The organism is Aeromonas sp. EU05-FHT14A05 (genome assembly GCF_058791175.1).
In genome coordinates this window covers 457,575-478,013 of the sequence record NZ_JBYTDH010000001.1, presented here as the reverse complement: position 1 = coordinate 478,013, position 20,439 = coordinate 457,575, and the positions used below count along the sequence as shown (strand labels likewise).

At 60.0% G+C, this 20,439-nt stretch carries 21 protein-coding genes; 9 read left to right on the top strand and 12 right to left on the bottom strand.

Annotation, left to right across the window (positions count from 1 at the left end; all coding sequences use genetic code 11):
- Positions 1 to 62 precede the first annotated feature (62 nt).
- Positions 63 to 509 carry a hypothetical protein gene (locus AC3WR3_RS02075; RefSeq protein ID WP_492291023.1) on the bottom strand — a complete coding sequence of 149 codons (447 nt, stop codon included), beginning with the start codon at positions 507 to 509 and terminating at the stop codon, positions 63 to 65.
- 514 nt (positions 510 to 1,023) lie between these two features.
- On the opposite strand from AC3WR3_RS02075, the gene AC3WR3_RS02070 reads away from it, so the two are divergent.
- Complete coding sequence (locus AC3WR3_RS02070; RefSeq protein WP_492291022.1) at positions 1,024 to 1,680, top strand: hypothetical protein; 657 nt, start codon at positions 1,024 to 1,026, stop codon at positions 1,678 to 1,680.
- 38 nt (positions 1,681 to 1,718) lie between these two features.
- On the opposite strand, the gene AC3WR3_RS02065 is transcribed toward AC3WR3_RS02070, so the two are convergent.
- The gene (locus AC3WR3_RS02065; protein ID WP_492291021.1) at positions 1,719 to 2,357 is read right to left on the bottom strand and encodes an ADP-ribosylglycohydrolase; all 639 of its coding nucleotides are present in this window, start codon (positions 2,355 to 2,357) and stop codon (positions 1,719 to 1,721) included.
- A gap of 6 nt (positions 2,358 to 2,363) precedes the next feature.
- Positions 2,364 to 2,654 carry a DUF4258 domain-containing protein gene (locus tag AC3WR3_RS02060; protein WP_492291020.1) on the bottom strand — a complete coding sequence of 97 codons (291 nt, stop codon included), beginning with the start codon at positions 2,652 to 2,654 and terminating at the stop codon, positions 2,364 to 2,366.
- Positions 2,655 to 2,754: 100 nt separating this feature from the next.
- On the opposite strand from AC3WR3_RS02060, the gene AC3WR3_RS02055 reads away from it, so the two are divergent.
- Positions 2,755 to 3,678 carry a BrxR family helix-turn-helix transcriptional regulator gene (locus AC3WR3_RS02055; RefSeq protein ID WP_492291019.1) on the top strand — a complete coding sequence of 308 codons (924 nt, stop codon included), beginning with the start codon at positions 2,755 to 2,757 and terminating at the stop codon, positions 3,676 to 3,678.
- A gap of 237 nt (positions 3,679 to 3,915) precedes the next feature.
- Here the strand turns inward: AC3WR3_RS02055 and AC3WR3_RS02050 are convergent, their stop codons facing one another.
- Both AC3WR3_RS02050 and AC3WR3_RS02045 read right to left on the bottom strand, forming a co-directional pair.
- The gene (locus tag AC3WR3_RS02050) at positions 3,916 to 4,842 is read right to left on the bottom strand and encodes an SVAGG family GlyGly-CTERM protein (RefSeq protein ID WP_492291018.1); all 927 of its coding nucleotides are present in this window, start codon (positions 4,840 to 4,842) and stop codon (positions 3,916 to 3,918) included.
- Positions 4,802 to 5,290: an SVAGG family GlyGly-CTERM protein gene (locus AC3WR3_RS02045; RefSeq protein ID WP_492291017.1), complete on the bottom strand. Its 489-nt coding sequence runs from the start codon at positions 5,288 to 5,290 to the stop codon at positions 4,802 to 4,804. Before AC3WR3_RS02045 ends, AC3WR3_RS02050 begins: the two co-directional genes overlap by 41 nt.
- 482 nt (positions 5,291 to 5,772) lie before the next feature.
- Between AC3WR3_RS02045 and AC3WR3_RS02040 the strand changes: the two genes are divergently transcribed.
- Positions 5,773 to 5,982 carry a helix-turn-helix transcriptional regulator gene (locus tag AC3WR3_RS02040; protein WP_492291016.1) on the top strand — a complete coding sequence of 70 codons (210 nt, stop codon included), beginning with the start codon at positions 5,773 to 5,775 and terminating at the stop codon, positions 5,980 to 5,982.
- Between the two features lie 35 nt (positions 5,983 to 6,017).
- Here the strand turns inward: AC3WR3_RS02040 and AC3WR3_RS02035 are convergent, their stop codons facing one another.
- Positions 6,018 to 7,211, bottom strand: coding sequence for a tyrosine-type recombinase/integrase (locus AC3WR3_RS02035; protein ID WP_492291015.1), 1,194 nt, complete (start codon positions 7,209 to 7,211; stop codon positions 6,018 to 6,020).
- A 188-nt stretch (positions 7,212 to 7,399) separates the two neighbouring features.
- Between AC3WR3_RS02035 and sbcB the strand changes: the two genes are divergently transcribed.
- Together sbcB and AC3WR3_RS02025 are read left to right on the top strand one after the other, a co-directional pair.
- Positions 7,400 to 8,815 carry an exodeoxyribonuclease I gene (sbcB, locus tag AC3WR3_RS02030; RefSeq protein ID WP_492291014.1) on the top strand — a complete coding sequence of 472 codons (1,416 nt, stop codon included), beginning with the start codon at positions 7,400 to 7,402 and terminating at the stop codon, positions 8,813 to 8,815.
- 146 nt (positions 8,816 to 8,961) lie between these two features.
- Positions 8,962 to 9,468: a hypothetical protein gene (locus AC3WR3_RS02025; protein ID WP_139435331.1), complete on the top strand. Its 507-nt coding sequence runs from the start codon at positions 8,962 to 8,964 to the stop codon at positions 9,466 to 9,468.
- Positions 9,469 to 9,526: 58 nt separating this feature from the next.
- Here AC3WR3_RS02025 and AC3WR3_RS02020 read toward each other — a convergent pair whose 3' ends face one another.
- Positions 9,527 to 11,242: a glycoside hydrolase family 36 protein gene (locus AC3WR3_RS02020; RefSeq protein WP_492291013.1), complete on the bottom strand. Its 1,716-nt coding sequence runs from the start codon at positions 11,240 to 11,242 to the stop codon at positions 9,527 to 9,529.
- A 130-nt stretch (positions 11,243 to 11,372) separates the two neighbouring features.
- Between AC3WR3_RS02020 and AC3WR3_RS02015 the strand changes: the two genes are divergently transcribed.
- The 3 genes from AC3WR3_RS02015 to cdd all read left to right on the top strand — a co-directional run bounded on the left by AC3WR3_RS02015 (position 11,373) and on the right by cdd (position 13,530).
- On the top strand, positions 11,373 to 11,732 hold the full coding sequence (locus tag AC3WR3_RS02015; RefSeq protein ID WP_139435327.1) for a CidA/LrgA family protein: 360 nt from the start codon (positions 11,373 to 11,375) through the stop codon (positions 11,730 to 11,732).
- A complete protein-coding gene (locus tag AC3WR3_RS02010) occupies positions 11,729 to 12,415 on the top strand; it encodes an LrgB family protein (protein WP_368230123.1) in 687 nt (228 codons plus the stop codon). Before AC3WR3_RS02015 ends, AC3WR3_RS02010 begins: the two co-directional genes overlap by 4 nt.
- 233 nt (positions 12,416 to 12,648) lie before the next feature.
- Positions 12,649 to 13,530, top strand: a complete 882-nt coding sequence (cdd, locus tag AC3WR3_RS02005; protein ID WP_492291012.1) for a cytidine deaminase — start codon at positions 12,649 to 12,651, stop codon at positions 13,528 to 13,530.
- A gap of 128 nt (positions 13,531 to 13,658) precedes the next feature.
- Here the strand turns inward: cdd and AC3WR3_RS02000 are convergent, their stop codons facing one another.
- The 3 genes from AC3WR3_RS02000 to AC3WR3_RS01990 form a co-directional block, all read right to left on the bottom strand.
- Positions 13,659 to 15,323 carry an AMP-binding protein gene (locus tag AC3WR3_RS02000; RefSeq protein ID WP_492291011.1) on the bottom strand — a complete coding sequence of 555 codons (1,665 nt, stop codon included), beginning with the start codon at positions 15,321 to 15,323 and terminating at the stop codon, positions 13,659 to 13,661.
- A 99-nt stretch (positions 15,324 to 15,422) separates the two neighbouring features.
- A complete protein-coding gene (locus AC3WR3_RS01995) occupies positions 15,423 to 15,701 on the bottom strand; it encodes a YfcL family protein (protein WP_005332956.1) in 279 nt (92 codons plus the stop codon).
- 108 nt (positions 15,702 to 15,809) lie between these two features.
- A complete protein-coding gene (locus tag AC3WR3_RS01990) occupies positions 15,810 to 16,925 on the bottom strand; it encodes an ATP-NAD kinase family protein (protein WP_492291010.1) in 1,116 nt (371 codons plus the stop codon).
- 118 nt (positions 16,926 to 17,043) lie between these two features.
- Here AC3WR3_RS01990 and AC3WR3_RS01985 point away from each other — a divergent pair, with 118 nt between their 5' ends.
- Complete coding sequence (locus AC3WR3_RS01985; protein WP_404838290.1) at positions 17,044 to 17,766, top strand: TerC family protein; 723 nt, start codon at positions 17,044 to 17,046, stop codon at positions 17,764 to 17,766.
- 82 nt (positions 17,767 to 17,848) lie between these two features.
- On the opposite strand, the gene aroG is transcribed toward AC3WR3_RS01985, so the two are convergent.
- Together aroG and aroA are read right to left on the bottom strand one after the other, a co-directional pair.
- Complete coding sequence (gene aroG / locus AC3WR3_RS01980) at positions 17,849 to 18,904, bottom strand: 3-deoxy-7-phosphoheptulonate synthase AroG (protein WP_265437431.1); 1,056 nt, start codon at positions 18,902 to 18,904, stop codon at positions 17,849 to 17,851.
- A 208-nt stretch (positions 18,905 to 19,112) separates the two neighbouring features.
- Complete coding sequence (gene aroA, locus AC3WR3_RS01975) at positions 19,113 to 20,393, bottom strand: 3-phosphoshikimate 1-carboxyvinyltransferase (protein WP_492291009.1); 1,281 nt, start codon at positions 20,391 to 20,393, stop codon at positions 19,113 to 19,115.
- Positions 20,394 to 20,439 lie beyond the last annotated feature (46 nt).

Genomic DNA, 20,439 nt, shown 5'->3' with positions numbered 1-20,439 from the left:
GTTGCAACCATGCCTGATATCACATCAGAGGGTGATGCGCCGACCGTTTGCTGCAAAAGCCATCATTTGCCTTCAAGCAAGGCTGGCGGTGTGCTCTCGCCACGGCATTTGAGTTGCCCCAGCGCGTTGGTTCGGCAGACGGTGCCATCAGAGGCACGCAGGTTACCGAGACTATCCTCACGCCACGTCACCTGTTCGCCGGTTTTGGCATTGCTGCCGCGCACATGGCCCAGTGCGTCTTTGCGGTAGGTGGTGCCATCGCTGCCCTTGCGGTTGCCCAACGGATCGGTGCGCCAAGTAATGCCGGTACCCGAGTCTTTTATGTTGCCAAGCGCATCCTCACGCAGGGTGCCCTCTTTGCCATCGTCACACTGATAACGGGTATTGCCCAACGCATCTTCCCGATAGGTGCAGTCGGCGGCAAACACGATTTGCGGCGTTAGACACAGCAGCAGTGCGGCCAGTGACAACTGGCGTGTCGCTAACCAAAAGCCGGGTTGGTTACTCATCGCATATCCCCTCTGACGTGAACTCGGCTGACTATACCGGGCCAGCCGCACAGCTTCGATACTGGGGTTTTGCACATGTCGTGTTTTCAGGCGGATACAACTTTGACTCTAAAGAGTGTGAACAAGGAGCTCACTGCAATAATTTGAGCCGTGTTACTCTAGGCCAAATGGAACTTGCCTGAGGGATATCATGCCGATACAACCACCCCCTTCTACTTATCGCTGCCCAACATGTGGCTGGCACAAGACGGTTGTTCCCAAGAGCGACGTTATGGTACGTGGCCACACCTGGTTTGAGGCCTGTCCCGAGTGCCACCATGCCCCACTGGAACAATCGTCGGCCACCATGGTGGAGCTGGCCATTGCAACGCTGAAGGGTGTCATCCGCACGTAGCCACTGCTATCACCACATTGCTATTCCAGCCAGTTCCTCACCAACCTGATGATCAAGCAGCAGGACAGAGAGTATGGTTGTCAAAGCTGGCAATTCATCTGCTTGAGAAGGAGATCGTCGTTGAATTTTGAACAGTTGAAAACTCGTCACCGGACTCTGCGTGAACACTCTCCCAGCAACCTCAACCTGCGAGTTCATCGTGCCTTAAGCTGGCTGCAACGTGCTGAAATGGCCGAAGATGAAGATGGCCGCTTTATCTTTCTCTGGATTGCGTTCAATGCGGCTTATGCCACTGAAATCGATGACGATCGTCGCCTCTCTGAACAGGAGACCTTCAAAGGCTTTCTGGAGAAACTGTGCGACCTGGATGAGCACAAAAAGATCGAGCATCTGGTTTGGCAGGAGTTCTCTGGCAGTATCCGCATACTGCTGGATACCCCGTTTGTACTGCAAGGCTTCTGGGATTATCACAGCGGCAAAATAAGCGAAGCCCAGTGGAAGGAGCGGCTGGCACAAGGCAAGAAGATGGCAAACCAGGCCCTCGCCAGCAGCAACACCCCACAGTTGCTGGGCGTGGTGTTTAACCGCCTCTATACCTTGCGCAACCAGTTAGTTCATGGCGGTGCGACCTGGAACAGCTCGGTCAATCGCAAACAACTGAAGGATTGTGCCAACCTGCTCGGCAAACTGGTGCCGGTGATCATCGAGTTGATGATGACCCATCCCGATACCCTGTGGGGAGATGCCTGTTATCCGGTGGTTGAGCTGGCTGGTTAATCAGTCGCAAGATGGCGGGCTGCGATGGCTCCGCGGCTTCAATCCGTCCGATCTGACAGATAGAAAGCCCCGGCTAACAGACCATAGACCAACCGCACCCGCTCATCCCTGCCCAGCTGCACACCGAGTAGCACTTCGCCGCTTGCCAAATCGTCACCATGCCAGAAGCACCAGAGGGCTGCCTCCACTACATCCAGCCAGCTGGCATGGCCCAGCTGATTGCGTGACTTGCGCCGCCAACTGCCGCGCACCACAGCGCCGCTATTCGGGGATGTGGCCGCCAGCGCCCGCTGCTCCATCACGCTTGGCGTAAGTCCATCCAGCTTGGCCTGACGGCTGCCGCGCCCTCCCCGCAGTAATTTGTCGAGTAGCAGCGCCAACAGACGAAACGCATCTTGCTCTTCAAAGCGGACATCCTCCCCCAGCAAATCGGCAGCACCGGCCATCAGTTGCTCACGCCCCAGATAGATGAGCTGTGACGTGCAATCCAGCCGATGTTGCTCGACATGGATAGCCAAGGCCGTCACCACCGCCAGCGGTGAAGTCTCACCCTCTTGGTGAAACGCGCCTTTGGCAAGCAGAGCGGTCAGCTCCTTAGCCCGCTCGGCTGACAGCAGGCAATAGATCCCCCTGATCAGGGGCATGGCCGCCTGATCCGATAACAGTCTTGAGTTCATAGCGCCTCAGTGACGATCGCGTTTGAAGTGAGTAGTTTTATGACCGACGGTGACAATCTCGCCGTTTTGCAGGACCAGATAGTGACGGCGCAGACGCTGGCAGCATTCCGCTGGCAATCCGTACTCGGCTTGCAGCATGGCCACTCCTTTGCGATCGAGATAAACCAGTTCGCACCCTTGGTGATAAGAAGAACGTCCAATGCTCAGCAGCAGCTCTACCAGCTCGGGAGCAATACCGCGCTGCTGCATCCGGCACGCGGCGTGATAGCTGTACGCACTATCCAGCTTCCCGTTCATGACATGTTCCTTTGGCGCTCATTTCGATGGACTCATTATATGTAGCCTGTACACTCATGACGATACTGGTTACATAAACATGTCGCATTTTGGAGCACGTATGGCACCCAAAGAGCTCACCTGGGATCAAACCCTGCGTTTTCGTCTGCTGGAGATCGTCTTGCAGTGGGAAGGACGGCTGACCACCAATCATTTGATGACCGCCTTCAATATCGGCCGCCAACAGGCGTCGCGGGATATCAACCACTACCTGACCCACTACTCACCGGAAGGGCTGGTCTATGACAGAAGCCTGAAGGGATACAAACCCACAGAGCACTTTGTCCCGCGCTTTAGTGAGGGAAAAGTGGATGAGTACCTGATGCTGCTACACCGTGAAAAGCAGCACCAGCGCCAACATGAAGCGGGCCTGTTAACGCTGCCGCTGATGGATTTGCGCTACGGCCATATCGAGATCCTGGATGTGCCGAACCGCCATATCGACCCCAAGATTGTGCGGGGTCTGGTGCAGGCGGCGCGCGGCCAACTGCGGGTCGATGTCGATTACGTATCCCTCAGTTCAGAGGAGCAGAGCGGCCGCAATATCGTGCCTCACACTCTGGTCTATGACGGGATCCGCTGGCACGTACGTGCCTACTGCGAGAAGAAAGGGGAATATCTGGATTTTGTGATGAGTCGTTTTCGGGGCGAACCGGATCTGCTGGATGCCTCTCCTCACGGCCGGGAGCAGGATCTGGAGTGGAACACCCAGGTGACTGCGGTAGTCGTTCCCAATTCAAGTCTTAGTCAAGGGCAGCAAGCCATCATTGCCAGCGACTACGCCATGCCAGATGGCAAGATGCTGATCAGCCAGCGCATCCCTTTGATGCACTATGCACTAGAACGGATGCAAGTGAGCTATAACGGTGAACACCAACAACATCCCCTGCTCTACCCGCTGGTGCTGGCCAACCGGGAGGAGCTCATCCAGCAAGGCTGTACCTTCAAGCTCAAGAGTGCAGACCTACAAATGCGACCAGGTTAACCCTGGCGCCATGATGTCCGGCTTCTCCGCACATCCGGCAAAGAGAGATAGAAATAAAAAAGGCTCCCGACATGGCGGGAGCCTTGATTGTAATAAAACATTTAATCGGAATTCGTATTATGGGGACACCCGTAATGATTCCCGGCAACACTCATAACATCTCTTAGCTTTGGCGACTCACCATGCCAACGCAGCTTGGCCACCTTGCCATATTGATGAAAGGTATTGGTACAAGGCTTATCGGCTCATTTTAAGCCGGCGAACCAACCCGCAGATAACCAAAGTCAGCAATGAGATCGGTCCTGTCGAACCACCGCCACCGTTGTCACCACCATCGTTGCGACCATCATCAGTGTTGGCACCTTGCACAGTGATAACGATTGGCTGGGTAATCACATTACCGCCAGTACCGCTACGCAGGCCGAGGGTAAAGCTCTTGGAACCGACGAACGCCAGGTCACGCGCTGTCACGCGCACTGTGTAGGTCGGGTTGCCTGCGGCATCCAGTGCAGTTTGTCCAGTAGTCGGGTCAAAGCGCACCAGTTGCGAGATACCATCGTTGTAGTGCTGGCCCACAACCGCGCTGCCAGACTCGCTATACAGCTCTACAGAGAGACGCTTACCGGCAGCATCAGTGCCAGAGGCAGTGATGGTAACATCGATGTACGGCTTCGCATTAGTCAGGGTAGTGCTGTCTACTTTCATTGTGAAAGTGCGATCAGCAACGTCTGCACTCGGCATGACGCCTGCACCAGTGCCTTTTGTCCATCCGTAGTAAGCGCGGAGGTTGCCATCTGGCATCGTCAACAGGCGAGCGGCATCAGGGCTGTCAGGGTTGTTGTAGAAGTTTTGGAGTAAATACCTCTCGCTTGGACCGTAAGGGTAAATATCCCCTTGGTCAATGGCAGAAGGACTGCCACCGAACATGTTGTTCTTGGTCAGATCACCGTAACCACACATCAGACGACCAGCCCAGATGCCTCCTTGGTCGCAGAATCCTTCTGCACCTTTACGGTTGTAAAGATCTTCTGCGCCGAACAGGTGGAATGCTTCATGTGCGTAGGTATCAGGGGTGGTGTCATAACGACTCACCATAAAATCAGCGCCGGAAGTAGCCATCCCATCAAACTTGCCATCTGGGCCGCCCTTGGTGGTGATCCACATAATCGGCACCAGAGCTGTGCGCAGCGAAGGTCAGGTCTTGAATGTCCTGCTCGTTAGTGCATACACCGTCCCACAGCGGAGGCGCCATGATGCCGAAGTTCGGGCCATATGAGCTACGAACACCGATAACCTTTTCGTTGAGCAGAACAACCGCGGCTGAGTAGCCTGTTTTACACGTCGGGTTCAGGACGGTATCGCTCATAACGAGGATCTGCTTCACCTCGAAATGCAGGTTCTCAGGATTGCCATTTTTGACGATGCCGGTGCGTTGACTAGTGTAATACTCGTCCATAGCCGCTACGCGCTGGTGAATAGTGTTAAACACTTTTTCGGCACCATCTTGATCAACGATGGATTTAGGAACCATTACGTTTACATCAATAACCGTAGTGGCCATCACCGCATTGCTTGCAACCAAGGTTGCAGCCATAAGGAGTAGCTTTGACATCAATAGTTTCTCCGGAACTAGTATAACCATATGAAACCGCAAACAATATTCCAACGAATCCCATTTGCAATGCGTGGCATGATGTTTTTAAAAAAACGTCATGATTTGTGAACGGATTCACAATCCCATGAAACACAAAGACTTTATTAACTCTCTGCTTAACCCCCACTTTATTACCCCTCGGGGCTAACCTATCCAATCACTTTTACAACTTTACCAATAATGAATAGAGCCACCCGTTGACTTAACAACACGAACACACTCTATACCCAACTATCGAGAGCTAAAACGAGCCATAATTGTTATTAAAATTTACATGTCATGACCATAAGCCATATTGTTCCATAGCCTTTTTTATTGCTTCTATAATACACAAAAACAATTATTAAATTGATTTTAGCAGTATGAAAATGACGACTTGTTTTTCTATATCATAAAAGCAAGCCGTCTAAAAATATGGTAAATTGACACATATACCAATCATGTTTAACCTCCTAAAAAACAGGAGGCTATATGAACAACAACGAACCAGCACTAATAAGGACAAAAACATTATTAAAAAACTTGGCATATCCAGATCGACGCTGTACAGATGGATTAAAGAAGACAAATTTCCACCACCTATCAATAAAGGCTTTTATTCGGCCGCAGCGGTAAATAGCTGGATATCAAGGGAAAAACACTCATCTTAGATGATGAATCACACCATCTTATGGTTCAGTTATATTTAAATATCCTGCAAGGATTTTACTGCCTCCATTATTTTTGTATCCCATAACTCATATGCCTCACGTTGCTCATCAATCCAATCATGGAGATTGTAAATAGCCATGACACCGGCCATCCTGTGACCAAGCATTTTCTCGGTTACCTGTGGCATGACTCGTTCCTCCGATAGACGCGTACTCAGCGTACGACGCATGTCATGCATACGCCAATACGGAAGATCCAGTTTCTCTCGCACTCGCTCTGCAAGCTGGATAAGAGATGCACTACTTAATGGCATTTTTGGATTCACAGGTGAGCGACATACAGGGCCGCCCTTTAGCCGAGATTTCGCCGCCGCTTCTTGCAGCAACATCATCACCCGGGTAGGAATAGGCCGACGTATTGGCGCCCCGCTTTTGGCACGAGCAGCGGGAACCGTCCAAATTTGCTCCTCCAGATTAAACTCACTCCACTGCGCCCCCAATGCCTCGCCGCTACGACAGCCCAGCAGGATCACCAGTTTGGCAGCCAATTTTAATCCGCGGCTGGCCCTGCTCTGTTCGAATGCAATCCAAATCTGAGCGAGTTCACGCATGGTCAGCACACGAGTACCTCTCTCAGGTTGAGAGCCAACATCTTCGGTGCGTAATTTCAACACCGGGGAACCGCCAATGAGATTACGCCGAATACAAAAACTAAGAATGGATTTTAACCTGCGCAATAAATGCCCAGCGTTTTTCGGCTTTTTCTTGCCAATCTTATCAAACCACTCCAGCCAGCTCGAAAACGGGATCTGTTCAACCGGAATACCAATAAACAGAGGTTCGAAATAGCGCTGCATGGTATGCTCATAGAGCATGACCGTACGGGGCCGCAGCTTGGGCAGATGGTGCTCACGAAAATGCTCGCAGCACTGTTTCAGTGTGACATCATGCTTCTGGTGGAGCTTATCCCAGAAAACTCTGGGATGTTCATTACGCTCAAGTACACCACGGATAGCAGGGATCAACGCCCTGGCATCAGCGAGTTTAAGGTCGGGATAGCGTCCAATTTTGAGTCTCGCTGCTTTTCCTTGCCAGCGATAGCGATATTGCCACGAGATGGTGCCTCGCTCGGTGACCCGAGCTGACAGTCCATCACGGTCTGACAATTCCGTCTTGCCAAAGTAGGGCTTACCATAGAGGGCCCGTAGCTTCGTATCAGTAAGTGGCATATGACTCTCCTGTGACTGGTCATCTGATTTTTCACTGACACATTAACGCGTCCTAACGTGTACACAGATATGTACCAAACTGGTCTGAAACGGACTGAATCAAGATCGGACAAAGTGAGACAATCTGAGATAACACTCCGTATAACGACTTGTTTTTCAAGCATATAGACACAATTCAGAACCACGAAATGAACCAGCAGACAAATCCTACCTTCTATTTCCACGACTACGAGACCTTCGGCATCAGTCCCGCCAGGGACAGGCCGTCGCAGTTTGCGGGCATTCGCACCGACGCGGATTTCAACCTCATCGGCGAGCCGCTGGTGATCTATTGCAAGCCGCCGGCGGATTACCTGCCGGAGCCGGAAGCCTGCCTCATCACCGGCATCACGCCGCAGAAGGCGATGAAGGATGGGCTGTGCGAGGCGGACTTCATTCGCCAGATCCACGAGCAGTTCGCCACCCCGAACACCTGTGTGCTGGGCTACAACAGCATCCGCTTCGATGACGAGGTGACCCGCTACACCCTGTATCGCAACTTCTATGACCCCTATGCCTACGCCTGGCAGAACGGCAACTCCCGCTGGGATATCCTCGACATGCTGCGGGCCTGCTACGCCCTGCGCCCGGAGGGGATAGAGTGGGCCCAGGACGACGAGGGCAAACCGAGCTTCAAGCTGGAGAGGCTGACGGTGGCCAACGGCGTGGCCCACGCCAACGCTCACGATGCGCTCTCGGACGTGCTGGCCACCATAGAGATGGCCAAGCTGGTGAAAAAGGCCCAGCCCAAGCTGTTTGACTACCTGTTTGCCCTGCGCAACAAGAACAAGGTGAAGGCCCTCATCGACGTGGTGACCATGAAGCCGCTGGTGCACGTCTCCGGCATGTTCTCCCCCTGGCAGGGGTGCGCAAGCTGGGTGTCGCCGCTCGCCTGGCACCCCAGCAACCAGAACGCGGTGATCATGGTGGATCTGACCCGTGACCCCACCCCCCTCATCGAGCTCACGAGCGAGGAGATCCGCGAGCGCCTCTACACCAGGAAAGAGGAGCTGGGGGATCTGGCGGGTATTCCGGTGAAGCTGGTGCACATCAACAAGTGTCCGGTGCTGGCGCCAGCCGCCACCCTGACCCCGGAGCGGGCCGACCAGCTTGGCATCGACCGGGAGCAGTGCCGCAAGAGCCTGGATCTGCTGCGGGCCCACCCAGAGGTGCGGGAAAAACTGGTGGAGGTGTTCAATCAGGAGTTTGCCGGCAGCAACGACGGCGATCCCGATACCCAGCTCTACGCCGGTTTCTTCGGCCACGGCGACAAGTCCACCATGGATCTGGTGCGCGCCACCCCGGCGGAGCTGCTGGGTGAGCGGGAGTTTGCCTTCAGCGACCCGCGCCTGCCCCAGATGCTGTTCCGCTACCGCGCCCGCAACTGGCCCCACACCCTGAGCGAGGCGGAGCAGAAGCGCTGGCGCCTGCACTGCAGCGACTACTTCAGCCGCCGTCTGCCGGACTATGTGCCCCGTCTCGAGGCGCTGGCGGAGCAGAATCAGGGTAACGAACGGAACTTTGCGATCCTGAAGAGTCTCTATCACTACCTGGAAGATCTATGAGATGTGAGGCGTTTCACACATAAAACCCTGTCGGCTCCCCGCGCTCGCGACATAATGAGCAGGGGAGCCAAGCTCCTGATAGTTTGATAATTACATGCGCTGCCGGCATGGATGCCGCGCCTCGACTGTTGGGGATCTCACGTTTTATGCGCTCAGTACTGCCTGCTCTCACCCTTGTCGCCTGTGCCTTGCTGCCCCAGAGCACCCTGGCCGGGGTACGTTTCGAAGTGCCGGACTATCTGCTGCGTCTGCCGGAGCAGACCTATCGGCTCATCGAGCGCAACTTCAATACCCTCTATCAGCAGACCGACTTCACCCCCCAGATCACCAACAGCTATTTCAACCACTCGGATCTCTATCGCTTCGCCGGCATTCCCCTGGCCATCACGCCCCAGAACGGCTTCCAGATGGAGATCTTCGGCCAGCTCTACAACAAGTCGTCCCAGATCTATGCCCAGATGAGCCAGGATCTCTCCCTCTACCGCACCCTGCGGGTGGACATGATGGGGGATCAGAGCGACGAGGTCGCCATCGGCATGGGGCTCGGCATTCCCCTCAGCGCCCGCCTGACCCTCAAGGCGCTCGCCTCCAGCAACGAGATCCCGGGCTATGGCTCCGCCAACTACGCCATCGGGATGGAGTGGCACTTCTAGGGGTCAACCCCACCCGATAAAAAGGCTCCCGAGGGAGCCTTTTTGCTGAGTGCGGCATTCAGGAGTAGCGGATCACCGCCCCCTGTCCCCCCGCCAGTTCCAGCGTCTCCCCCAGGGGGGTGTCGTCCCAGAAATCCCTGCCCCCCGCCGGCAGCACCATCTTTGTGGCTTGCTCGTCCCAGTTGAACAGGCAGAGCAACTCGCCGCCCCCCGGCAGGGCCACCCGAGCGCGGCCAAACCCCATGTCATCGAAGCGGGCCGCCGGGGTGCGCGCCGCGCACAGGGCCAGCAGCTTGCTAAGGTGCGCCCCCTGCCCCTCGTCCAGATCCTGCAATCGGTCCCCCGCCAGCACCATGCCACCGCTCGCCACCAGGGCGGCCAGGTGGAAGTCGTACTCGGCGCGGCTGGCGTGCTGGCCCGGGATATCCCGCAGGCAGACGCAGTCGGGATCCAGCGCCCAGAGCCTGTCGTTTTGCCAGGCGCGGCAGAAGGCTTCCCGCGCTATCTGGCGAAAACGCCGGCCCTGGCGCTCCACGTCATCGCTCACCCGCATGCCGTGCACCAGGCCAAGGCTTGGCCAGATGGGGGCGTTGCAACCGAGCAGGAAGGCCCCCTCCCCCGCCCCGCGCAGGATGGCGGCCATGCCGAGTCTATAGGCCTCGACCCGGGTGGTGGCGGGGTCGTGGAAGCGCCCGCCGTGGATGGCGCCCCAGAAGTTCGCATCGAGCTTGAAGTAGTGGATGCCCCACTGCTCGCGCAGGGTGCGAAACACCTGCTCGAGGTGGGCCTGCACCTCGGGATGGGTGCCGTCCAGCACATACCAGGGGGTGCAGCGCCAGCCGCCGTAGGTGACCCGCTCCGAGGGGAGCGGCAGGCCATCCTCCCCCTTCACGAACCAGTCGGGGTGCTGCTGGAAAACCCGGGAGCCCGGCTCGGCGATAAAGGGGGCGACCCAGAGCGCGGGCTCGCAGCCGGCGGCGCGGATCTCCCCGGCCAGGGTTGCCACCCCCTGCTCGAACTTGGGGGAAGGGGTGAGCCAGTCCCCCATTTTCGCCTGATAGCCGTCGTCTATCTGCACGTAGCGCAGGGCCGGGAAACGCATCGCCCGCACCGCCAGGTTCTCGCGAATGTCGGCGGCGCTCACGTCCGCATAGTAGTGATACCAGGAGCACCAGCCATTCGGGCGCGCGGGCACCTCGTTCACCAGCGAAGGGTGCTCGGCCTCGATATAGTCCGCCAGCGCCCCCAGCAGGACCTCCCTGTCCGGCCCCTCCAGGCAGATCAGCGCCTCGCTCTGCCAGTGCTGGCCGGGTGCGAGGGTGCGCCCTTCGGCGTTCATCACTATCTCGAGGCGCCCGTCCGGGTAGAGGCGAAACTCCCCACCAAAGCGCTGGCAGCTCGCGAACGCCAGTAGCAGCCAGCCCCCCTCCTGCGCCACCAGCAGCAGGTTGTGCACCGTGTGGTAGCCGTCGTCGTCCGTGATGCGATAGACAGACGCATCGGGGCAGCGGCCCAGGTGCTCGGGGGCGTTCCAGCGTCCCCCGGTCTGGGCCAGCATCTGGAACCCCTCCCCGTAGATGGCTGCGTCGGGAGAGAGGCCAAGATCCCCCTCAAACAGCCGCCAGTGGCGCACGGCCTCGGGGCTGTCCCCCCTGTTGTCCAGCCTCACCCGGCACAGGGGGCCGTCCCACTGACGGGTTTGCAGCAGCTGGGGAGGCAGGGCGGGATCGGCGGGCAACTGGCGCAACCTGGCCAGGAGAGAGGTGTACGACATGGGAACTCCTTCTGGTGAATGGGGATGATGCCGGGGCCATTGTATCCCCTGCGGGTCAGTTGACCCTGTTCCATGCCCCCCGTGCCTGTTAAACTGCGACCTCGCTCACAGTTGCCAAGATGAGGCCCCCGTGTTGTTGCAACGCGCCTTGCGCTACCTCCGTGATTTTCTGGTCATCATCGCCTGCCTGCTGGCGGGCAAGGCCCTGGCCGCCCTGCTGCCCTTCGTCTTCCCCGGCAGCATCCTCGGCATGCTGCTGCTGTTCGTGCTGCTCTCCCTGCAGCTGATCCGCTTCTCCTGGGTCGAGCAGGGGGGCGGCCTGCTGCTGCGTCACATGGGGGTCCTGTTCGTGCCGGTCGCCGTCGGTCTGGTGGCCTGGCTCGAGCCCCTGCGCCAGTCGTTTGGCCTCATCATGCTCTGCGTCGTGCTCGGCATAGTGCTGATCCTGGGCGCCGTCGGTCACCTCTACCAGAGGATGAACAGAGAATGATGTTCTGGTTCGCCCTGCCCCTGACCCTGGCACTCTATTTCATGACCCGGGCCCTCTACCGCCGCCTGCCCTGGCCCGTCATCAATCCGGTGCTGATCCCCACCGCCGCCATCATAGGCCTGCTGCTCTGGCTGGATCTGCCGCTGGATCAGTACCAGCGTGGCACCGCCCCCATCACGGCCCTGCTGGAGCCCGCCGTGGTGGCGCTGGCGCTGCCCCTCTACCAGCAGGCCCGCCAGATCCGCGACAAGCTCAAGCCCATCGTCCTCTGCACCCTCACCTCTGTGCTCATCTCGGTCTGCACCACCTTAGGCATTGGCCACCTGATGGGGGCGGATCCGGCGCTGCTCGCCTCCATCGCCACCAAGTCCATCACCACGCCGCTCGCCATGAGCGTCAGCCAGTCCCTCGGCGGTATTCCCGCCATCGCCGCCGCCGTGGTGGTGGTGGTGGGGATACTGGGGGCCCTGATAGGCTATCCCCTGCTCAGGCTGATGCGGGTGACCGACCCCGAGGCCCAGGGACTCGCCATGGGGGCCTGCGCCCACGCCATCGGCACCGCAGCCTCCGCCGAGCAGGGGGTCACCCAGGGGGCCTTCTCGTCGCTGGCCATGGTGGTGTGCGGTGTGCTGACCGCCGCCGTCGCCCCCCTGCTGTTTGCCCTCTATCACTGGCTGATCTGAGCCCGGCGCCCCTCCGCCATGGTCGCCCCTGCGGCCATGGCCTCCTTGCCCTTCAATCACAGCCATAGGACACAGCCACTCTCCTGATGCTGCGAGCAAGCGCACAGATTGCGAAAGACAAACGTTTCCTTTACCATCCCCGCCCCTTTGCCCATCAAGGCGTGAGCGCGCTCACACATTTCGCCGCGCTTGCTCCCTACAATGGCCCCCCAATTGGCCTTTGAGGACACAGTATGCATCCCCGCTTTGCCAAGCCATTCGAGACCCTTTCTGCCCCGCTCCAGGCCGCCCTGCTGCCCATGCTGGGGGACGATTTCCAGGCCCGTTTCACCCCTGAGCAAGTGGCGACCCTGAAAGCCGCCACCGGGCTCGACGATCGGGCCCTGCGCCTGGCCCTGCTGCCGCTGGCGGCCGCCTGCTCGGTGGCTCCCATCTCCAGGTTCTTCGTCGGCGCCATCGCCTGCGGCCTGAGCGGCGCCTGGTATTTTGGCGCCAACATGGAGTTTGCGGGCCAGGGGCTGTTCCACTCGGTGCACGCCGAGCAGTCCGCCATCTCCAACGCCTGGCTCGGCGGCGAGACCGGGATCAGTGAAATCACCGTCAACTACACCCCCTGCGGTCACTGCCGCCAGTTCATGAACGAGCTGAGCACCGCCAAGACCCTCAAAGTCTCCCTGCCGGATGACTTGAGCGAGCTGCAATCCTTCCTGCCCCACTCCTTCGGCCCCGCCGATCTGGAGATCACCGATGCCCTGATGAGCCCCCAGGCTCACGACGAGCTCAAGCTCGAGAGCGACGACCCCCTGTGGCAGGCTGCGCTCGCCGCCGCCCGCCAGAGCTATGCCCCCTACAGCCAGGGCTATGCCGCGGTGGCGCTGCAGTTCGAGGACGGGCGTATCTTCTGCGGCCGCTACGCCGAGAACGCCGCCTTCAACCCAAGCCTGCCCCCCATGCAGATGGCCTGCGCCCACGCGGTACTGAATGGCGAGGCGCTCACCACAGTGCGCCGCGCCGTGCTGCTGGAGAGCAAGGATGGCCAGATCAGCCAGCGGGATTCGGCCCAGTCGACCCTCAAGGCGCTGGGGCTGGTGGAGCTGGAGTACCAGGCCGTCTAGACCGGTTCGTTGAGTGCAAAAAGGGGAGCCACTGGCTCCCCTTTGTCATTTGATTTTTTAATGATGTGGCGCTTTGCATTGATTTACCAAATGCCCAGAGGGGCCTGGGAGGTCCCTCGTCGGCCCTGTCAGGACTCCCAGATGATGGTCCGGACACCGGACCAGCGTTCCCCGATGTCCGCGTATTGTTGCTCCAGCAGGTGACGGCGGATCTTCATGGTGGGGGTCAGCACCCCGTTCTCGATATTCCAGGGGCTCTTGACCACCAGGATGCCGCGCAGGCGGGCATGGGACTCGAGCTGGCCGTTGACCCGGGTCAGGGCGGCCTCCAGCTGGGCGTCGACCGCTCCCCTGTCCCCCTTCATGGCGCTCTCGGCCAGTTGCACCAGGGCGACCGGCTGCGGCATGCCGTAACCGATGACGCACAGCTGCTCTATGATGGGCTCCTGCCCCAGCAGCCCCTCGATGGGCACCGGGGCCACGTACTTGCCCTTGGCGGTCTTGAACACGTCCTTCATCCGGCCCGTGATGGTGAGGTAGCCCTCCCGGTCCAGCTTGCCCATGTCGCCGGTGTGGAGCCAGCCGTCGTCATCGATGGCCTCGCGGCTGTGCTCGGGATCCTTGTAGTAGCCCAGCATCATGCCGTCGCAGCGGCAGAGGATCTCCCCCTCGTCGGAGATCTTGATGGTCACCCCGGGCCCGGCCTTGCCGACGGTGCCTATCTTGTCGGCCCGGAACGGGAAGTTGAGGGTGGAGTAGGCGTGGTTCTCGGTCATGCCCCAGGCCTCGGTGATCTCGAGCCCTATGCTGTGATACCACTCCAGCAGGGCCGGGGCCACCGGGGCCGAGCCGCAGCCCAGCACCCGCGCCTGATCCAGCCCCAGCCCCTTCTGCAGCTTGCTCTTGATGAGACCCGAAATGAGCGGGATCTTGAGCAGCAGCGCCAGCTTTTTCTGGGGCAGCTTCTCGTGGATCTTGATGCGGAACATGGCCCACAGCCGCGGCACCGAGATGAAGACGGTGGGACGGCAGCGCTTGACGTCCTCGATGAAGGTGTCGAGGGATTCGGGGAAGGCGATGGTGGCGCCGCTGAACAGGCTGCCGCCGTAGATGTAGACCCGCTCCGTGATGTGGGCGAGCGGCAGGTAGGAGAAGCCGCGATCCGCCGCCGTCAGGGAGACCGCCTCCACCAGCTTCTCGCAGGACCAGGCGTAGCGCTCCACGCTCAGCATGGCGCCCTTGGGCTTGCCGGTGCTGCCGGAGGTGTAGACCAGGCTCAGCAGGGCGTCAGGCGCCTGCACCGGGCTGTCCGGGATGGGCTCATGGGCATCGAGCAGCGCGTCCCACTGGTGGGGAGCCGGCATGGTGTCGTACGGCAGGGCGATGCGCAGCAGATCCGCGGGCACCCCCGCCTCCTGGCTCTTCCAGTCGTCCAGCTTGCCGACGAAGATCGCCTTGGCCTCGCTGTGGCGCAGCACGTATTCGATGGTGTCGACGTTGGCGGTCGGGTAGATGGGCACGCTCACGTAGCCCCCCATCTGCATCGCCAGATCGGCGATGAACCACTGGGCACAATTCTTGGAGAGCAGGGCCACCTTGTCCCCCGGCACCAGCCCCAGATGACGCAGTGCCGTCACCATGCGGCGCGCCTCGTCGGCGACCTCACCCCAGGTGAAGTCGACGTATTCGCGGTGGATGGTCTGGCGAAGATAGATCCGGTCGGGACACTGCCGCTCCCAGTGATAGAGCATCTCGAGCGGCAGTTTGGTGGCAATGCGTGAGGTGGAGGCCATAGTTTAATCCCTGAAACAAAAGGCGAGCCTCATTATTAACCTTTTGATAACACTCAGGGAAGCAGATTACTTAAACTTCTGTTTGAATTGCGAATGGGATCAAGCTTCCGCCTGCTGCTGCAGCCGCTTCCACATCTCCTGCACCAGCACCTCGTCCTGCTCGGAGAGCTCCCCCTGCAGGATGGCCTCGTTCAGGCTGCGCAGCACATAGCTCTTTACGTCCCGCACCAGCGTCTTGCCCTCCAGCTCGGCGCGCGCCACCGCCAGGGAGATATGACCCCGCAGGTAGCCGCCCGCAAACAGCTCGTCCTCGCTGGCCGTGGCGACCATGGCGTCGATCAGTCCTAACAACTTGTGTTCAAAATCGTGAATCGTCATTTAACGCAGCCTCATTTCCGGGATTGCCGGCAAAAAATTCGGGGGAGTGGAACCGCGATCCGGTTGATCGCGGCTCTCTGGCGCCAGGCCAGCCGCATCCTTGATGTCCTATTCCGGGTTGGCCACCGGGTAGATGACCTGATCCTTGTATCCCGTGGTGATGCGCAGATAACCACGTAACGACCGGTTCAGTGCCGGATCGTCGGTATCCACCAGCAGCGGACGGCCCTCGAGAGCCGCCAGCTTGGACTTGGTGGCGAGCACCTGGATATGGTCTCGCCCGACGGCCCGGATCACGTCTGGACTCAATTGCTGATTTCCGCGCCCGAACAGATGTCCCTGGCCACCGATCAGGGTGATGATCAGGCGGCAGCGACGGCCGCGGATCCGGGTCAGGATCTCGGCGGCGCAGAGATCCTGCCCGATAAGCCGGCCATTTTCCACCAGATCCACACCGAGCAAGGTATTTTCGAGACCGAGCTCCCCCATGCAGGCGGCCACCGTGCTCCCCGACCCCATCAGGTAGAGGGTATCGGGCTCCATCTGCTCCACCACCCCGGCGGCAAGATCGGCGAGCACCAGCTCCTCGGACTCCCGTCCCCCCTGCTTGACCGCCTGGACGTAGCGCAGATCCCCGGGCACCAGCAGCTGGCCGTAGTGGCGGGCACGCACCTTGCCGGCGCGAAACGCCTCCTCGTCGATGTCCATCACCTCCGCATCCACCAGACTCAGGAGCTCACCCGCTATCATCCGCGCCGCCACCCGGCCACTCGCCGCCGGGGTCACCCCGTAGACCCCGGAGTGGATCTTGCACCCCGCCGGGATGCCGAGCACGTGGCAGGACTCCCCCACCGCCGCGCAGATGTCCCGGGCTGTGCCGTCACCACCGGCGAACAGCAGCAGATCCACCCCCGCCTCCCGCAGGGCCAGGGCGGCGGCCCGGGTGTCCTCGGCGCAGGTCTGGGCCCCGGCTGGCTGGTAGACGATGCGATGAGGCAGATGCAGCTCGGCGGCGAGCGTCTCCCCCATCTCCCCGGCCACCGTCAGCAGCTCGAACGGCGTGGTCAGCTCGCACAGGGGCAGCAGGGCCTGGCGGGCCCGCTCCCGGGCCTTGGGGACGGCGCCCCGCGCCAGCGCCTCGGCCACCATGCCGTCGCTGCCCTTGAGACCGACGGCCCCGCCGATGCCGGCGATGGGGTTGATGATGAGCCCTAATCGAAACATGTTTTCCTCCCGTTGGATGGCTGCCATTTTTATCTTTTCCCGCCACTGGGACAAGCCATAACCCCCTGCTAGAATGCGCGACTTCACCCCTCAATCAAAGTTCAACCAAGGTTCTATCATGCTGGAATGGATTGCTGACCCCTCCGCCTGGGTCGCGCTCGCCACCCTGACCCTGCTCGAGATCGTGCTGGGCATCGACAACATCATCTTCATCTCCATCCTGGTGGGGCGCCTGCCGGAAGCCCAGCGCCAGAAGGCGCGCATTCTGGGACTCGGGCTCGCCATGGGCACCCGCATCCTGCTGCTGCTCTCCCTCGCCTGGGTGATGCGCCTCACCGAGCCGCTGTTCAGCGTGCTGAATGAAGCCATCTCCGGCCGGGACCTGATCCTGCTGGTGGGGGGCCTGTTCCTCATCGCCAAGAGCACCCACGAGATCCACCAGAGCCTGGAGGGTGCCGCCGAGGAGCCCGGCATGGTGAGCAAGACCGCCGGTTTCATGTCGACACTGGTGCAGATCGCCATCCTCGACATCATCTTCAGCCTGGACTCCGTCATCACAGCCGTCGGCATGGCGGACCACGTGCCTGTCATGGTGCTGGCCATCGTCATCGCCGTCGGTGTCATGATGTTTGCCGCCAAGGCCATCGGCGACTTCGTCGACACCCACCCCACCATCAAGATGCTGGCCCTCTCCTTCCTGATCCTGGTCGGGGTCGCCCTGATGGCCGAAGGGCTGGATCTGCACATTCCGAAGGGTTACATCTACTTCGCCATGGCCTTCTCGCTGGTGGTGGAGATGATCAACATCCGCCTGCGTGGCCACCAGGAGCGGGCCAAGTAAGCCCCCTCTTCCCGAGCCAACAAAAAGCGCGACCGAGGTCGCGCTTTTTTATTGCCGTGAGCGGGGCATCCCCGCCCCGGCTTCAGAGTGCGTTGCGGGTGGCGACCGCATCGGCCAGATTGCGCAGCAGCACCTCGGTATCGGCCCAGCCGATGCAGGCATCGGTGATGCTCTGGCCGAAGGTGAGCTCGCACCCTTCCACCAGATCCTGACGCCCTTCCACCAGGTGGCTCTCCACCATGACACCGAACACCGCCTTGCTGCCGGCGCGCAGCTGACCGGCCACGTCCTCGGCCACCAGCATCTGGTTCTTGAACTGCTTGCTGCTGTTGGCGTGGCTGAAGTCGATCATCACCTTCTGCGGCAGACCCGCCTTGTCCAACCCCTTCACCACCTCATCCACGTGGGCGGCGCTGTAGTTCGGCTCGCGGCCGCCGCGCAATATGATGTGACAATCCGGGTTGCCGGCGGTCGAGACGATGGCGGAGTGGCCGTACTTGGTCACTGACAGGAAGTGGTGCGGGGCGCTGGCGGCGCCGATGGCATCGATGGCCACCTTGATGGTGCCGTCGGTGCCGTTCTTGAAGCCCACCGGGCAGGAGAGACCGGAGGCCAGCTCGCGGTGCACCTGGGATTCTGTGGTACGGGCACCGATGGCACCCCAGCTCATCAGATCCGCCACGTATTGCGGGGTGATCATGTCGAGGAACTCGGAGGCGGTCGGCAGCCCCATGTCGTTGAGATCCAGCAACAGCTTGCGACCCAGGCGCAGGCCGTCATTGATCTGGCAGCTGTTGTCGAGGTAGGGGTCGTTGATCAGCCCCTTCCAGCCGACCGTGGTGCGCGGCTTCTCGAAGTAGACCCGCATCACGATCTCCAGCTGATCTTTCAGCTCGTCGCGCAGGGTCTTGAGGCGCTTGCCGTATTCCAGGGCGGCCACCGGATCATGGATGGAGCAGGGACCTATCACCACCAGCAGGCGCTGATCGTCACCGGCCAGGATGTTGTGGATGGCCTGACGGGATTCAAACACGGTGGACGAGGCGGTCTCGGTCGCCGGAAACTTCTCAAGCACCGCAACCGGGGGCAATAACTCTTTGATTTCACTGATACGAACGTCGTCGGTTTGATGCTGCATGACCAAGTTTCCTGCTAAATGACTGCGATGAAGAAACTTCAATCTAGCCCGCGACCGGGACGGTGTAAATAGAAAATTACATTCTTTGGCAAGGAATTTTATCTGTGGGCCTTGCAAGTTTGGATAATACTGCTAAAGGGCGTTGGCAAACCGGGGAGAAGACGGGAGGCAGAAACGAACGGGCCCGCACAAGGCGGGCCCGACGGACTCAGGCCTGGCTGATGCTGGCCAGCTTGGTGAAGTAGTCCGGGAAGGTCTTGGAGGTACAACCCGGATCATTGATGGTGACCGCGGTATCGGAGAGCGCCACCAGGGAGAAGCACATGGCGATGCGGTGATCGTTGTAGGTGTCGATGGCCGCGTGCTTGAGCTGATCCGGCGGGGTGACGGCGATGAAGTCGTGCCCCTCCTCCACGTCCACCCCCAGCTTGCGCAGCTCGGTCGCCATGGCGTGCAGGCGATCCGTCTCCTTCACCCGCCAGTTGTAAATGTTGCGAATGGCGGTGGGCCCCTTCGCAAACAGCGCCGCCACGGCTATGGTCATGGCCGCATCCGGGATGTGGTTCATGTCCATGTCGACGCCGTGCAGGGGGGCCTGCTCGGCCTCGATGAAGTCGTCACCCCAGGTGATGCGGGCGCCCATCTTCTCCAGCACGTCGGCGAAGTGGATGTCCCCCTGGATGCTGTGCTTGCCGATGCCGGTGACCCGCACCTTGCCCTTGATGGCACCCGCCGCGAGGAAGTAGGAGGCGCTGGAGGCATCCCCTTCCACCAGGAAGTCACCGGGGCTGACATAGGTCTGGTTGCCCTTGATGTAGAACACCTTGTAGTCGTCGTGCTCGATGACCACCCCGAACTGCTTCATGATGTGCAGGGTGATGTCGATGTAGGGCTTGGAGACCAGCTCCCCCTTGATGTGGATGCGGGTGTCGCCCGCCGCCATGGGGGCCGCCATCAAAAACGCCGTCAGGAACTGGCTGGAGACGGAGCCGTCGACGTGCACGTCACCGCCCCACAGCCCCTTGGCATCCACCACCAGGGGCGGATAGCCATCTTTTTTCAGGTACTGGATATGGGCACCCGCTTCGCGCAGGGCATCCACCAGATGACCGATGGGACGCTCCTCCATGCGCGGCTCGCCCCCCAGCATGTACTCACCGGAGCCCAGACAGAGCGCCGCACAGAGCGGGCGCATGGCGGTGCCGGCGTTGCCGAGGAAGAGGTTGACCGGTGCCGATACCGCAAAGCTGCGACCCAGGCCATGCACTGTGCACTCCGTCTTGTCGGCGGAGAGCTTGTACTTGACCCCGAGCTGGGTCAGCGCCGCCAGCATGTGGCGGATGTCATCGCTGTCGAGCAGGTTGGTCAGCCGGGTAGTGCCTCGTGCCAGGGCTGCCAGCAGCAGGGCACGGTTAGAGACACTTTTGGAGCCAGGCAGATTGACCACCCCGGCCACGCTAGAAATGGGTTCCAAACGCAACGAATTCATAGACTTCCTGTACAATCTCAAGTAAATCACCTGACCGGACGTTAAC